Source organism: Shewanella sp. GXUN23E (assembly GCF_050865035.1).
GTDB lineage: Bacteria > Pseudomonadota > Gammaproteobacteria > Enterobacterales > Shewanellaceae > Shewanella.
This window is the reverse complement of the sequence record NZ_JBOZWP010000010.1, coordinates 78635-92968: the sequence shown is the minus strand read 5'-3', so window position 1 is coordinate 92968 and position 14334 is coordinate 78635. Positions and strand designations below refer to the sequence as shown.

The following is a 14334-nucleotide window of genomic DNA, read 5'->3' as shown; positions in this document are numbered from 1 at the left end:
GTTTTTATCCTGTCAGTCCTGCAATTTGTCGTACCAGAAAAACTTGAGAAACACACTGCCCACAAGCATCAGAGCCACTGACCAAAGCAAGCCCTGATAGTCGCGCACAACCAGATAAATGGGGATCAGCACCAGGCTCAGCTGCCAGAAAATGCCCACCAGAATATTGGCCATATCCCGCGCCATGGGTGGATTGTCCAGCTCAGGGTGTTCAGCCAGCACCTTGTCTCTTACCGGCCCCCAGAATCCCCAGGGTCGAACCTGCAGGTAGAAGGCTTTCAATACGGCCTCTTCCTGAGCCGGAGTCGCCAACGCCGCCATTACAGAGCCTGCGAGGCTGACAGACAGCAGCAAAGGAAAGGCCAGCAGCGGGTGAGTTTCCGGCAACAGCAGAGGCAACAGCAGCGAGGCCAGCAGGCCTGACAGCATGCCGAAGAAATAACCGTAAGCGTTAAAGCGCCACCAGTGCCACTTCAGCAAATTGGCCGCCGCATAGCCGCCAAACAGCGCCGCAAAGATCCATTGCATGATGTTGTTAATGCTATCCAGCATAAATCCCACGCCAACGCCGATTAACACCAGCACAAAAGACACCAGATAACTCAGCCTGACATAGCGCTCAGGCGCCGCATCCGGGTTGAAATACTTGCGGTAAATATCATTCACAAAGTAGACGGGCGCGGCATTCAGCGAAGCCGCGAAGGTAGACATAAAGGCCGCCAGTAAACCGGCGATCAGCAAACCGGTGAGGCCGACCGGCACAAAGCGGTTAATGGCATAGGGCAGGATTTGCTCGAAATCAAACGCGCCGCCACTGGCCTGAATTTCCGGCCCCATATACACCAGTGCCAGCACCGCCAGCCCGGTCACCATCATATATCTGGGGAAAAACATCACCACAGACACCAGACCGCTCATTTTGGCAGCCTCCGACGGCGTTCTGGCTGCCAAAATGCGCTGCATATCATAGTTGGGCACAGGGCCGGCCATACTGGAGAGCACGCCTTTAAACAGCATCATCATCACCATGATGCCGAACAGCTCCAGACCATCAGCGTGGATCTTGTCGTTGACGCTATCAATCACTCCAGACCAATCCAGCCCCAACTGCCAGCCAAAACTCACCTCGCTCCAGCCTTCAGGAGTGGCCTGTGCCAGTTGCTCAGGCGAAACCAGACTCATGGCGATGATACCAACGGCGATGGCGGCTATGGTCATCATCACAAACTGCAGGATCTCGGTGAACACCACAGAGTACATGCCGCCCTTAACCACATACAAAGTGGTTACCGCGAAGATAATCAGGGCATACACATCCGGCGCCAACTCCCAGGGAAAGAAGATAACGGCGAATTTGCCAATGCCTTTGAATGCATAGGCAATAAAGCCTACGGCGCTGACCAGAGCAAAAATCACCACCGCTAACTGGCACAGTTCAGCATCCCGGCCGGTACCAAATCGGGTGTTGAGCCACTGAGCGCCGGTCATCACATTGGAGCGCCTGAGCCATACAGACAGGTAAACCATCAGGAAAACCTGATTGAAGATGGGCCAGATCCAGGGTAGCCAGGCGCTTTTCAGGCCGTAAACAAAACACATGGACACCAGCCACATGGTGCCTGTGATGTCGAACATGCCTGAAGCGTTCGACACCCCCAGCGCCCACCAGGGGATGGTTTTGCCGCCAAGAAAGTAAGCGCTCATATCCCGGCTGGCCAATCGGGATATGTACAAGCCCAGCACCAGGGTACCAACCAGGTAGACAAAGATGATCACTATATCTATGGTGCTGAGATTCATTCCCCCTCCTCCGGCCAAATCACGCTCGATACCAGGCTTATGCAAGTAAGCCCCGCCGCTTCTTCAAGCATGGCCTGCCTGTCACCATCTGCCAGTGGCAAAGTCACGGTTTTACTTCGGCCCGGCAGCAGGTCAAAAAAGTTATCGGAGAAGTTGCCCAGGCTTGTCGGCATGGCGAGATAGACCTGCCGGGCGAGGGTGTCGCTTTGCAGCGTGACGATGAGAGTGTCTTTGGCCAATACCGGCTCAATCCTGATGTTAGCCGGTTTAAGCTGTTGCTCCGCAGGCGCGACAAAGTAGAACAGATTTTCCGCCCTAACCTCGCCCTCATCGCTGCTCAGGGTCATCAGCAACAGATTACTTTCGGGCTGCAACTTGGGCCAAAGCTGGGCAGGAGACAAAGTCATCAGGGTCTTTGCCCTGCCTGGATGCAAACTCACGCTGATCTGCTGTTGCCACAACGGCTCGCCATCAAAACTCATCAGACTGACATTCAGGCTTCCCTGAAAGTCTGTCGGCCCATCCGACACGGCCTTGATGGTCAGTTCATCAGCCGTCATCTCGGCAAATACCAACTCAGGCGCGAAACTGCGCTTTGCCTGATAATGCAGGGCTTTATATCGTCCAAAGTAATCAATACCTGACCAGGAGGCCGCAGGCCAGGTGTCATTGAACTGCCAGTATAAGGTTCCCATACAGAAAGGCGTGCAGCCTCTGTGGGCCTCAAACCCCTGACGTAAGCCTTCAGCCTGTTGCACCTGACTGAGATATAACAGAGATTCGAAATCCCGGGCCGGCGGATAATCACGGGCAAGGTAAGACAAAATCAGCTGATTGCCTCTGGGATGTTTCTGGTGAGTCACCATCACAGGAGACTCAAGTTGCTGATCCTCGGCCCTGGTGTATTGATTGACCGATTCCTGCAGCGGAAATGACTGAAAACCAAACTCGCTCATAAATCTTGGCACGCAGCGCCGATATTCGCTGAACGCCTGCTCGCCGTGCCACACCCCCCAGTAGTGGTGGTTGGCCTTGTTGTACTCCTCATTTTCCCAGTAGCCGATGGGCGAGGAGCGCAGATAAAAACGTCCGGGATCCAGCGCCTGTAACGCATCCGGCAGGCACTGGTCGAAGAGTTTCAGATAATCTGCTTGCAGCTGCTTGTACAACTGCGGGCTGTAGTTGAACTTTTCCGGCCACTGCCAGTGTTCAATCGCCATTTCTACTTCATTGTTACCACACCAAAGTGCAATACAGGGGTGATTACGCAGTCGCTTGATATTGTATTGCGCCTCCTGGCTGACATTGCTCAGAAACTCGCTGTCGGCCGGATACAGGGAGCAGGCGAACATAAAGTCCTGCCAGATGAGTATCCCCTGCTCATCCGCCAGACGATAAAACTCATCATCCTGGTAGATACCGCCGCCCCAGACCCTGAGCATGTTCATATTGGCATCCAGTGCCGCCTCAAAGCCGGCCTGATACTCAGCTTTACCGACCCTGTGGGGAAACGCATCGCCGGGAATATAGTTGGCGCCTTTCATAAACAGGTCGCGGCCATTGACCCTGAACAGAAAACTCTCCCCGTCAGCATCCGGGCGGTTAATCACCTCTATGGTGCGCAGCCCAATGGCCAGCTCGCGACTGTCCACCAAGCGATTGTCGCGGTACCAGCGCAGTTCAAAGTGGTAAATAAACGCCTCACCGGCGCCGTTTGGCCACCACAGCTGCGGATTTTGCAGGGTTAATTCCAGTTGCGCATCCTCACCGGCAGTAAAACTGACTTCCCGATCCAGCTCAGGACATTCCCAACACTGCAGCATCAGGGTGTCAGCTCCGGCCTGCGCTACATTCAGCTCGGTTGCCAGTTTAAAAGCGAACTGCGCCTGCTCGGGATTGAGCGCATGCTGAATAAATTGCACATCTTCGATACGCCCAAGCTCGCAGCCTTCCAGATAGATATCCCGCCAGATCCCGCTGCTGACCAGACGAGGCCCCCAATCCCAGCCAAAGTGGCAGGGCGCTTTACGGCAGTAAACGCTGAGCTTATCCGCAGACTTATCATTTTCTGCCGGATAGACATAACCCGCGGCTTGTGCAAGAGGACGGGTTGAACGCAGAGGAGACTTGAATACCAGCTCAAGCACATTTTCCCCCGACCTCAGCAGCGCTTTGCAGTCGAATCGATAGCCAACAAACATATTGCGGGTACTGGCCAGCACCTGACCATTAAGAAAGATCTCGCAATAGGTATCCAGACCATCAGCAACCAGATAAATACCCGGTTTTTCAAGCAAGGCGTTATCAACAATAAAGGCTTTGCGATACACCCAGTCTTTCTCGGACACCCATTGAACCTTGTTTTCATTGTCGCCATAGAAGGGATCATCAATGACGCCTGCCGCCATCAGATCGGTGTAATTACACCCCGGTACCCGTGCCGGTAACCACTCGGGCTTATCCTGCTCGGCAAACAGCCACTCGCCACATAAAGATTGTCTTTGGATCATGGTGTCGGTGACCGAAGACGCCCTGTGTTCATCACCCTTTATCAATTTCGTCATCAAATTCACTTTATTCTTCTTGGTTGTTGTTGCACGCCGGATTCGGCCGTATTAAGGAGGGTCATTCGGTGTAACCTGGAAACCAGGCTGCATTCAGTCGCGCCTTCACGTAACACGGCTGAATGACAGTGCAGTGAGTAGGGCAAGCCGACGGGCTGCAGCAGCTCAAGCAGACCTTTGACATTGGCCTCTTTCAGACCGCCGCCGATAACCAGCTCAAGTGCCCCGTCAAGCCTCTCAAGCAGCCAAACTAATCTGGAGCGGGCCTCGGCATTCATATTCGCACCGGGCCAGTGACAACCGCTGCTGAGTACCCGGGAAACCTGGGATGACTTCAGCCACTCAATGGCCACCAGCGGATTGGCAACCGCATCAAAAGCCCGGTGGAAAGTCACTGACAACCCGTGCTCAGCGGCAATATCCAGCAGATATTCATTGGCTTTGATCTCCAGCTGCCGCTGCGCATCCAATACCCCGAACACCACACCGTCAGCCCCGGCCAGCGCCAGCTCCCGGATGCTTTTGCCCATCTGTCTGACTTCATGGTCCGAGTAATTAAAATCGCCGCCGCGGGGCCGTATCATGGCCAGCACGCCGCGGGTCGGCCCCCAGAACTCTCTGGCCAGTTTCACGGCCCGTTTGCACGGTGTGAGCCCCTGCTGTTTCATATCACTGCACAGCTCTATGCGCCGGGCGCCACCATATTGAGCGGCCATCACATTGCGGGGTAAGCGGTCCAAATCATCGGTGGAAACACAGATCTCCAGGGTGGGCCATCTGCCACTCATATGGCCTCTCCCAGCAACGCTTCAGATTGATACAACACCGCACCCCGCTGGTCCTGACGGGCATAACTAAAGCCAGGTTGAATGCAGTAAGCCGCACTTTCCCCCTGACAATTCAGCGCCACAAACCCCACTTGAAAGGCGGCATAATCCCCCAGCTTTTCAGCGATTCTGAGCACAGCGCCTTTACAGGCCTGCCCGGGCGATGCTCCTTGCCTCATCAGCTCCACCACCAGAAAACAGCCAAGGGTTTTCATCATCAGCTCGCCCATGCCGGTCGCTACCGCGCCGCCGACCGCCCCATCCACATACAGGCCAGCACCGATAATCGGCGAATCCCCCACCCGTCCGTGCAACTTGTATGCTGCGCCACTGGTCGTGCAGGCGCCGCACAGTCGGCCAGCGTTATCCAACGCCAGCATGCCAATGGTGTCGTGATTTTCGATATTGATGTCTTTGGGACGTTCGCCCTGCGCACGCCAGCGTTGCCAGTCGGCGTAAGATTCCGCCGTTAACAAGTTCTCTTTGGAAAAACCCCGGGACAGCGCAAATTCCTGGGCGCCACTGCCCACCAGCATCACATGGGGTGTATGTTCCATCACAGCTCTGGCAACCGAGATGGGATGTTTGATGTCCCGGAGAAACGCCACTGAGCCACAGTCCATGGCTTCGGTCATAATGCAGGCATCCAGGGTCACTTCACCGCTGGCATCCGGATAGCCGCCCAGACCAACTGTCCGTACCTCAGGATCGGCTTCTGTCACCCTAACCCCGGCCTCGACGGCATCCAGGCTGTATCCACCATCAGTCAACACTTTCCAGGCCGCCTGGTTGGCCGCCAGCCCATGGTCCCAGGTTGATACCACCACAGGCGTTGTCTTTGCCGGGGTCCCCGCCTTGTGTGGATTCAGCATCGGGTTCAGGCTATCTGATATCCCGGTGACCCCCATGGCCAACGCGCCGGAGATAAATTCTCTTCTGGTTGTCATCGCTCACCTCCGCGGCTCGACTCTAACTTCGCCGGCGCCCGGTCAAACTGCGCCATGGCCATCATGATGGCGCCTTCCTGAGGCGAATATCTGGCCGCAGTCAATATCTGAGTGTCTGAATCCGCCAGATAAGGCAACACGAACTGACTGATACTGCCGCACAGGACAATCTTGTTAACGCCGGTATGCCGCATGCGCCGGATCACCTGACTGACAAATTCGGCAGCATCCTGCACTAACTGCCCGGCCACATAATCCCCCTTCTCTGCCGCCGTGAGCACATGGGGCGCCAACGTGGCATAGCTTGTGGCAGAGGCATTCTGAAACTCAGTCGCCAGCCTTAATGGGTCATCGTCAGGCATCAGGCAAGCCGTTAAACTGGTGGCCGGCCCCAGTCCGTCTGCCGCCAGCAGGACGGCTTTAACAGCTTCAAGCCCCAACCAGGAACCGGAGCCAGTGGCATTGACCGGAAAACCATAGCCACCAATGGGGATTCGTCTGCCCTCAGCCTTGGCCAGCGCGGCAAAGCCGGTCCCCAATATAATCAAGCCGCCATCTTCGCCATCGTGGGCTCCCAGATTGGCGACCTCCAGATCAGTATCCAGATAAAGACGGTAAAAAGGGTGGTGCCATTGACTCATCTGCAGCCTTGCTGAGGGTAAGTGCAGCCCAGCCAGCCCGGCGCCAACCACCAAACGACTGATATGGGAGTAACCCAGTCCGGCGTGAGCCAATGCCTGCCGGGCAGCAGAGGTGATGGATGCGATGGTGGCAACATAGTCAATGACCGGATTTGCGCATTTGCCCTCGCCTTCGCCCAATATCTCCCCATCAGCACTCTTCAACAACGCCCGGCATCGACTGCCGCCGCCATCGATCCCCAGAAAGAGCAAGCCCTGTCGGTCATCGGCTAACGGCAGAGCTTTGCCCTTCACAGCGACACCATTCATCGCTTTCTCCTGTTCAGGAAGTCGGATGGTCGCCAAAACGACCATCCGTTCCGGGTTTACAGCTCAGGGCCGATGAGTTCTATCTCGGCGATCTGCATCAGGCCGGAATCACCTTTGTTCTTGGTGATCTCAGCCCGGTAGTACTTGAATGCCCGACCGTTGGCAGAGGTAAACTCCTTGCGCTCAAAGCGGCTATCGAACACCTCACCAACCCAGCTACCCACCTGAGTCCAGCTCTTGTCATCGCCCTCTGAGTTGGATCCCATCAGCCTGAAGTTTTCAGGATCCCGCTCAGGCGCATCATTGGCACTGGTGATTGCCAGCGAGTTCACCACTTTAGCGGCCGGGAAGCTGACCATCACCCAGGACGGCTCACTGTCTGATGGCACGCCGCCGTTATCCAGCCACTTGGTCGAAACATCATCGTCAAAGGCTTTGGGACCGGCTTCTCCGTCACTGATTTGCGCCCTGGCAGTGACCGTCACGTCCTGGCCTCCGTTGGTCTGGTCAATCGAGGCATAACCCGGACCTATCAGCGCAATTTCGGCCACCTGCATCAGGCTGCTGTCACCTTTGTCTTTGGTGATGTTGAATCGATAGTGAGAAAACGCCAGGGTGTTGGACAAACCGAAACTCTGATACTCAAATCTGCCGTTGAATACCACCCCATTCCAGCTACCCAGGGTCACCCACTGCTCACCGTCATTGGAGGCTTGCAGATTAAAGTTTTCCGGGTCTCTGTCCTGTGCATCATTGGCACTGATGAGCGCCAGCGTTGATACCGCCTGCGGCTCAGTCAGGGAGACTGTGACCCAGGATGGCTCGTCGCCAGACGGCACACCTGTGTTATCCAGCCACTTGGTTTCATGGCTATCGTCAAAGGCCTTGGAGCCGGCCTCGCCGTCACTGATGGCACCACGGGCGAGGTAACTGGCGCCCAAACCGTGGTTGGCAAACGCCTGCTGCGGACCTATCAGCTCTATTTCAGCGATCTGCATCAAGCCGTCATTGCCTTTGTTTTTGGTGATATTGAAACGGAACTGCTTGTATGCCGCTCCGGCCGTCAATGGATAAACCTTACGCTGAAAGCGACTGTCGAAGGCTTCACCGGCCCACTGTCCCAGCGTGACCCAAAACTCACCATCATTGGAGGCCTGCAGGTTGAAGTTCTCCGGATCTCGACTGTCAGCATCATTGGCGCTGGTCAGTGCCAGAGCGCTGACCGTCACTCCCTGTGCAAAACTCACCTGCGCCCAGGCAGGCTCGGTATCGCTCGGCGCGCCGGCATTATCCAGCCATTTGGTTTCGGCTGAGCCATCAAACGCCTTGGCACCGGCTTCACCATCACTGATGGCGGCTCGGACCGTGACATTGGCCGGCTCCACCCCGTGCAGGACATCGGCATACACAGGGCCTGTCAGTTCAATCTCGGCCACCTGCATCAGACTGCTGTCACCTTTGTTTTTGGTGATGTTGACGCGGTAACTGGAGTAAGCCAGCGAATTGTTCAGGCGGAAGTCCTGAGTTTCAAAGCGGTTATCAAACGACGCACCGACCCACTCCCCCAACCGAATCCAGCTGTTGCCGCCGTCATTGGAGGCTTCCAGATTGAAGTTCTCAGGATCTCTGTCCGGAGCATCGTTGGCACTGGTCAGCGACACTATGCTGACGGGATAAGCCTGGGCAAAATCAATCCGGATCCAGGAGGGCTCCGCTTCAGATGGCACACTTTCGTTATCCAGCCACTTGGTGCTGCTGTCACCATCAAAGGCTTTGATGCCACTCTCACCATCGCTGATCGCCTTACGAAAGGTAATGGTGGCATCAGCAATCCGGTCAGCCGTGGTGTACTCAACCACAGCGCCGGCGGCGCTCTCTTCCACAATCAGCGGCAATTTACTATCGATAATATCTTCAGCGGTCAGCTGCAGCGCGCTCAGCACTTCACTCAAAGCCAGACGGTTAAGCAGACGCTGACGTAAATCGGCCAGCGCATCAGCATCCCCATTGGCCGCCAGACGCGCCAGGCTCTGCCACTGAGAGAAGGAGTCAGCCAGGGTAGAGTCCTTGGCAAACCCGGCGAACATGCCATTAATCAAAGAAAGATTGCGGGTCAGCTCATCCACACCGTCAAAGTTGGCAACCGCTTCCGCGCTGACCAGAGGTCTGGCAAACAGATTGGCTTTGGCATCAATCCCGAGCAGACGCAGCACCAGAGTGGAATACTCCTCCTGCGCAGGCTCAAAGGTCGACTTGCCGGAAATATTTTTCCCCGCTGCCATGGCATCTTCGATCAATGCTGTCGCCAGGGTGGTCAGGGCATTCACCTGAAACTCAGCCTCCACCTCGCCACCTGCCGGGGTCCCCAGCGTCGCTTCGACCCACACCAGTGACGACAGACTCACACCGGCCAGCTCGTCACCCGGAGTCAGCTGCCCAAGAGAGGCGCTGCCACATACTGAGGCATCGCACACCATTGCGGTGTCTTTATCTGCCGTGGCGACCAGTTTGTGAATGCCTTTAAAAGCAAAACCTGTGTCGGATGCCAGCGCCACCAGCGCCTGTCCTTTCGCATCGGTTCTGCCGCCCGCAGTCAGGGTCACCTTTGATGCATTCAGGGGAAGTACTGTCAGCACAGCATTCTCCATGGTGCCTTTAATCACGCTGCCCTGCAGTTCCACACTGGAGTTTTCAATTTGAGGAACATGTTGTGGGTCCGGATCATCTCCGCCGCCACATCCCACCAATCCTGTGGCCGTGATCATTGTGGCCAGAGCTATTGGAGTTTTTATCAGCCTTTTCATAATAAAATCCTTTCTGTGTCTTAACTGCCGGCTGATGAACTCAGCCAGCAGATTGCAATAATCAGAACTGGTAACTGATGCCCATGTAGAAACGACGGCCCGAATAGCTGGTATTCAGCAATCTGGCATCTGTGTCATTACCCACCCGGGAAGTCTGTTCGGATTCAGTCAGGTTGATCACCGAGCCGGTCAGGGTGAGCGCTTCAGTAATATTGTAAGAAGCATTCACATCCAGCTGATCGTAGGGGTCCTGATAGACGTTTAAACCACTGTTGATGCCCTGCACCACTTCCCCACGTTTGTTGTAGGAGCCGCGGACACTGAAGTCATCGTTTTCGTAGTAAACAGAAAGGTTGTATTGATAATCGGCACTGCCCACCAAGGGTGATGCAGCCACCTCTTCGCCATTGACACTGATACCGGCCTGATTGGTATCGTTGCGGGTGTAGTTGGCGTAGAAACCAATACCATTGTCGAAAGAGTGCTGCATAAACACTTCCCAGCCCTGGGATTTGGCATTGGTGCCGTTTCCGGACGTGCTGTACGGACTGACAGTAATCTCTCCCGGTTCAATAATGCCCGGCATCCCCGGATAATAGCGGGTAGAATCAATCACCAAAGGCACCACGAAGTTATCCACCTTCTTGTAGAAGAGCGCTGCCCCTATCGCCGAGCCATCGCCGTAATAGTATTCGATGGACAGATCTGCCTGCAGTGACTCAAAAGGCTTCAGCTCTTTGTTCCCCCCGCTGCCACTGAATCCTGGCAGGACGTTGAATTCCTTACGATCATCCGCCCACTCTTCAGACACCCAGGAGATGCGTTCCTGACTGCCCATGGCATTGTAGCCGGGACGGGAGATCACCTCTGCCAGAGCAGTGCGAACCACCAAATTGTCGGTGACATCCCAGGCCAGGTTAAAACTTGGCAACACATGGGTATCGGTATTTTCGCGGGAGATCAGATCATAGTTTTCAACAAAGCGGTCATCGCCCTGAACCGGCTTTCCGGTGACATCATCGGTATGATCCAGAAAGAAGGTATAAAGATCAGTGGATGAGCTGATGGTTTCAGTGCGAACCACACGAACGCCGACGTTGCCACGGAAATCACTGAAGCTGAAATCCCCCTGCAGATACATGGCACTGATGGTTTCTTCTATGTCATAGACAAAGTTGTCCTCAATACGGGTATAAGGCACGTAGTTTTGCAGGATAAGGTTGCGATACTTTTCCCAGTTGATGGTGGGCATCAGGTTGATATCGAAACCGCCGGCAATATTGCTCTCTCCCGAGGTGTTGAGAATATCCATCGCCAGTGGCATACCACCGTTCCACTGGTAGCTGTCAAAGCGGGTGATGTCCTTGCCGGCAGCCAGCCTGGCTTCGACATCCAGATCCGGTGAAATAAAGAAGTTATTGCCGGTTTCCCTGTGCAGCTTGGCGTTACGGTACTTGGCACCGACAGCAATCTTGTCAAACAATCCCCATTCGACATCAAAATCAACATCCAACTGGGCATAGGTTTCTTCCAGCGTGCTGCGCACAAAGCTTGAGTTGGAAGAACCGGGATCACGGCCACCACCGGCGCCGGCCAGCAGATTGTTCAGGATGTTGGGATCCATATACATGGAAACCCTGTCAGGGCCCAGAGACCAGCCGGCATATTGAGCGGCATTGGAGATACCATCCCGCTCCTCACCCCAGTTGGAACTCTTATAGGCAGCTTCCCAGCTTTCTGACGGCCCCCCCTCTGATGCAGTGTGACCGGCAATCAAACGGGCTGAAAAATTATCGCCGACATAGTTCACCTTAAAGTCGTAGGTATCCGAGGAAGATTCTTCGCGCACATACGTCCCGCGGATCCAGGGGAACTGCATATCTGCCGGCGCACCGCTGGCACCGGCGCTGTAGTCCATGCCAGTGGCAATGGTGCCGCTGGGATCAAGGTGAATATTGGTCAAAAAGTCGGGAGACAACAGCCATTCCGGCATATCCACGGCGGACAGGGTTCTGTCCTGGCCCAGGTTGAAATGGAAATAGTTGGCGGTGACTTCCCAATCATCGGCTGGACGCCATTGACCGGTAACCTGAATGCCGTCGCGCTCACGCTGCTCTTTTACCACGGCGGTACGCACGACCTGTGGGAACCAGATACCTTCATATTGCTGGCCTTTGGCGTCAGTGATCTTGCCCCAGCCATTATTGTTATCTACCGGGTTACCATTGACATCAACTGCAGGATTATCCTTTGCGCCATTCCAGCGCCAGATATTGGCACTGGTGCCACCGGAAAGGGTCCGGTTGGTTCTGTGCTGCCGGGTGTACCCCACCAGCAGACCAATATCCTCATCGTCGTTCTTCCAGGAGTACACAACGGCAAACTGAGGCTCATACTTGTCAGTAACGTCCGCATAGGTGTATTCCACATTCACCAGCCCCGAGTTGGCCTCCATCTCAAAGGGAGTGCGGGTATGTAATATTACAGTACCACCTACCCCGCCTTCATCGAGACGTGCTTCTGGGGATTTGAACACTTCCACCATGGAAATCATGGATGAAGGTAACAGTGAATAGTCGAATGAGCGGGAAGGATCTCCCGGGCTGGAGGCGATAAAGTTGCCGTTAAGCTGGGTGAAGGTCAGATCAGACGACAGACCACGAATACTGACAGTAGCGCCTTCGCCGCCGTCACGCTGAATAATGACCCCGGGCACCCGTTGCAGGGAGTCGGCGACGTTTTTATCGGGAAACTTACCGATATCCTCCGCAGTAATGGCATCCACCACTGCATTGGACATTCTCTTGATATTGAGGTTTTGCGCCATACTGGCGCGAATGCCGCGCACCTCAATGACTTCCATATCTTTATCGTTTTTCTTCTGTGTTTCTGCGGCCTTGGTGTCATCGGCCTTGGTTTCTTCAGCATAAACATTGCCCATAGCCGCCAGAATGGCTAGGCAAAGCGTGCTTTTTACCAGGGCGCACCGCGAAGTCTTCCGCTTTTGTTGGTGCCAGATCGCCATTTGCTTTTCTCCGTTCTCTTGGTTCGAGTTATCCAGTCGCAACAACGGATACGCGTCTGCAAGGCCCAAAACACAGAATCAACAATGAGATAGCTTAGTATCCACGATTGGTTTCGGCTTCCTGCAAACAAACTGTAATCGTTTACATCAGCACTTGGATGATAAAGAACCAAATTTAACGGAGTCAACTTTTTTTTAACATTCATGTAAAAATAAAAAGCCCTGCTTCATGGCAGGGCTATTTACTACTTATAAATCAAATTATTGTGGCGATGGTCCGGAGCTGGAGCGCTCCAGCAAACGGAAAGGAAGCAACTCTCTGCGACGACTGAGAGGCTTGTTGCTCATCATTTGATGTAACATCTCCATCGCCTTTTTACCCATCTCAAAGGCGGGCTGATCCACTGTCGTCAGCGGTGGATCCATGTAGGGCGTGACCGGAATATTATCAAACCCCACAACAGAAACATCCTCTGGAACCCGCTTTCCCATTGACTTCAGGGCATGAATTGCACCGATGGCAATATCATCATTAAAGCAGACAATCGCGGTTGGAGGCTGAGCGACCGTCATCAATTGCTGGGCACCGGTGATACCGTTTTCAATACTGTAGCTTGACCCCACCAGCATCTCGTCAGTGAAGAGGATACCTTCCTCATCCAGGACGCTTTTGATACCAGCCAGTCGGTCACGGTGGATCTGACTGTCTATCTGTCCGGCTATCACCCCAAACCGCCTGTGACCATAGTTAATCAAATGATGGGTCAGCGCCCTGCAGGCACCGTGATTGTCCAGTTCTATACAGGGGAAACCATGATTTCCCTTGATCCTTTCACACACACTGACCATGGCAACATCCGTCCCCAGTTCAGCATCCAGCTCGGAAAATGGATAGGAGTGATCCAGCTGAATTAGCCCATCGGCACGGTTGCTGAGCACCATTGAAGCATATTGATGTTCCAGTTCCGCATTGCCCTGGGTATCGCCCAGCAACACTGAATACCCGTGTTCCTGCGCCGTTTTTTCGATGCCCTCAACTATCCTCATAAAAAACGGGTTAACGAGGTTGGGAACCAACACCACGATTGAGTTGGAACGCCCACTTTTGACACTGGCGGCCAGCCAGTTGGGGCGATACCCCACAGCCTTTACCGCATTGAGGACCTTCTCCCGGGTCTTGGGGCTGACAACCTCGGGATTCTTGAGTGTTCTGGATACTGTTGCCGTAGACACGCCAGCATACTGACTTACCTGTTTAATATTAGGCACTTAGCAACCTCCTCCACATTATGAAAACGTTACATCCATTTAAGTTGACGAATTTTCCTGATGCTGCGGGAAATTGCAACCCTAAAAAATATACCCCCTCAAAATCCAGTTGTGACGGGGGTTTCATCAATCCATGGGCGATATTACA

At 54.3% G+C, this 14334-nt stretch carries 8 protein-coding genes; all 8 read right to left on the bottom strand.

Going from position 1 to position 14334, the window contains the following annotated elements:
- Window positions 1–12 precede the first annotated feature (12 nt).
- The 8 genes from ACRRUX_RS10880 to ACRRUX_RS10845 all read right to left on the bottom strand — a co-directional run bounded on the left by ACRRUX_RS10880 (window position 13) and on the right by ACRRUX_RS10845 (window position 14186).
- Complete coding sequence (locus tag ACRRUX_RS10880; protein ID WP_432530108.1) at window positions 13–1800, bottom strand: sodium:solute symporter family protein; 1788 nt, start codon at window positions 1798–1800, stop codon at window positions 13–15.
- Window positions 1797–4364, bottom strand: coding sequence for a beta-mannosidase (locus ACRRUX_RS10875; protein ID WP_432530106.1), 2568 nt, complete (start codon window positions 4362–4364; stop codon window positions 1797–1799). The genes ACRRUX_RS10880 and ACRRUX_RS10875 overlap by 4 nt, the downstream gene beginning before the upstream one ends.
- A 5-nt stretch (window positions 4365–4369) precedes the next feature.
- The gene (locus ACRRUX_RS10870; RefSeq protein WP_432530104.1) at window positions 4370–5152 is read right to left on the bottom strand and encodes a copper homeostasis protein CutC; all 783 of its coding nucleotides are present in this window, start codon (window positions 5150–5152) and stop codon (window positions 4370–4372) included.
- Window positions 5149–6063: a N(4)-(beta-N-acetylglucosaminyl)-L-asparaginase gene (locus tag ACRRUX_RS10865; RefSeq protein WP_432530223.1), complete on the bottom strand. Its 915-nt coding sequence runs from the start codon at window positions 6061–6063 to the stop codon at window positions 5149–5151. The genes ACRRUX_RS10870 and ACRRUX_RS10865 overlap by 4 nt, the downstream gene beginning before the upstream one ends.
- 71 nt (window positions 6064–6134) lie before the next feature.
- Window positions 6135–7088: a BadF/BadG/BcrA/BcrD ATPase family protein gene (locus ACRRUX_RS10860; protein WP_432530102.1), complete on the bottom strand. Its 954-nt coding sequence runs from the start codon at window positions 7086–7088 to the stop codon at window positions 6135–6137.
- Between the two features lie 56 nt (window positions 7089–7144).
- Window positions 7145–9892, bottom strand: coding sequence for a discoidin domain-containing protein (locus ACRRUX_RS10855; RefSeq protein WP_432530100.1), 2748 nt, complete (start codon window positions 9890–9892; stop codon window positions 7145–7147).
- Window positions 9893–9953: 61 nt separating this feature from the next.
- Window positions 9954–12917, bottom strand: a complete 2964-nt coding sequence (locus tag ACRRUX_RS10850) for a TonB-dependent receptor (RefSeq protein ID WP_432530098.1) — start codon at window positions 12915–12917, stop codon at window positions 9954–9956.
- A 261-nt stretch (window positions 12918–13178) separates the two neighbouring features.
- Complete coding sequence (locus ACRRUX_RS10845; RefSeq protein ID WP_432530096.1) at window positions 13179–14186, bottom strand: LacI family DNA-binding transcriptional regulator; 1008 nt, start codon at window positions 14184–14186, stop codon at window positions 13179–13181.
- Window positions 14187–14334: the final 148 nt, after the last annotated feature.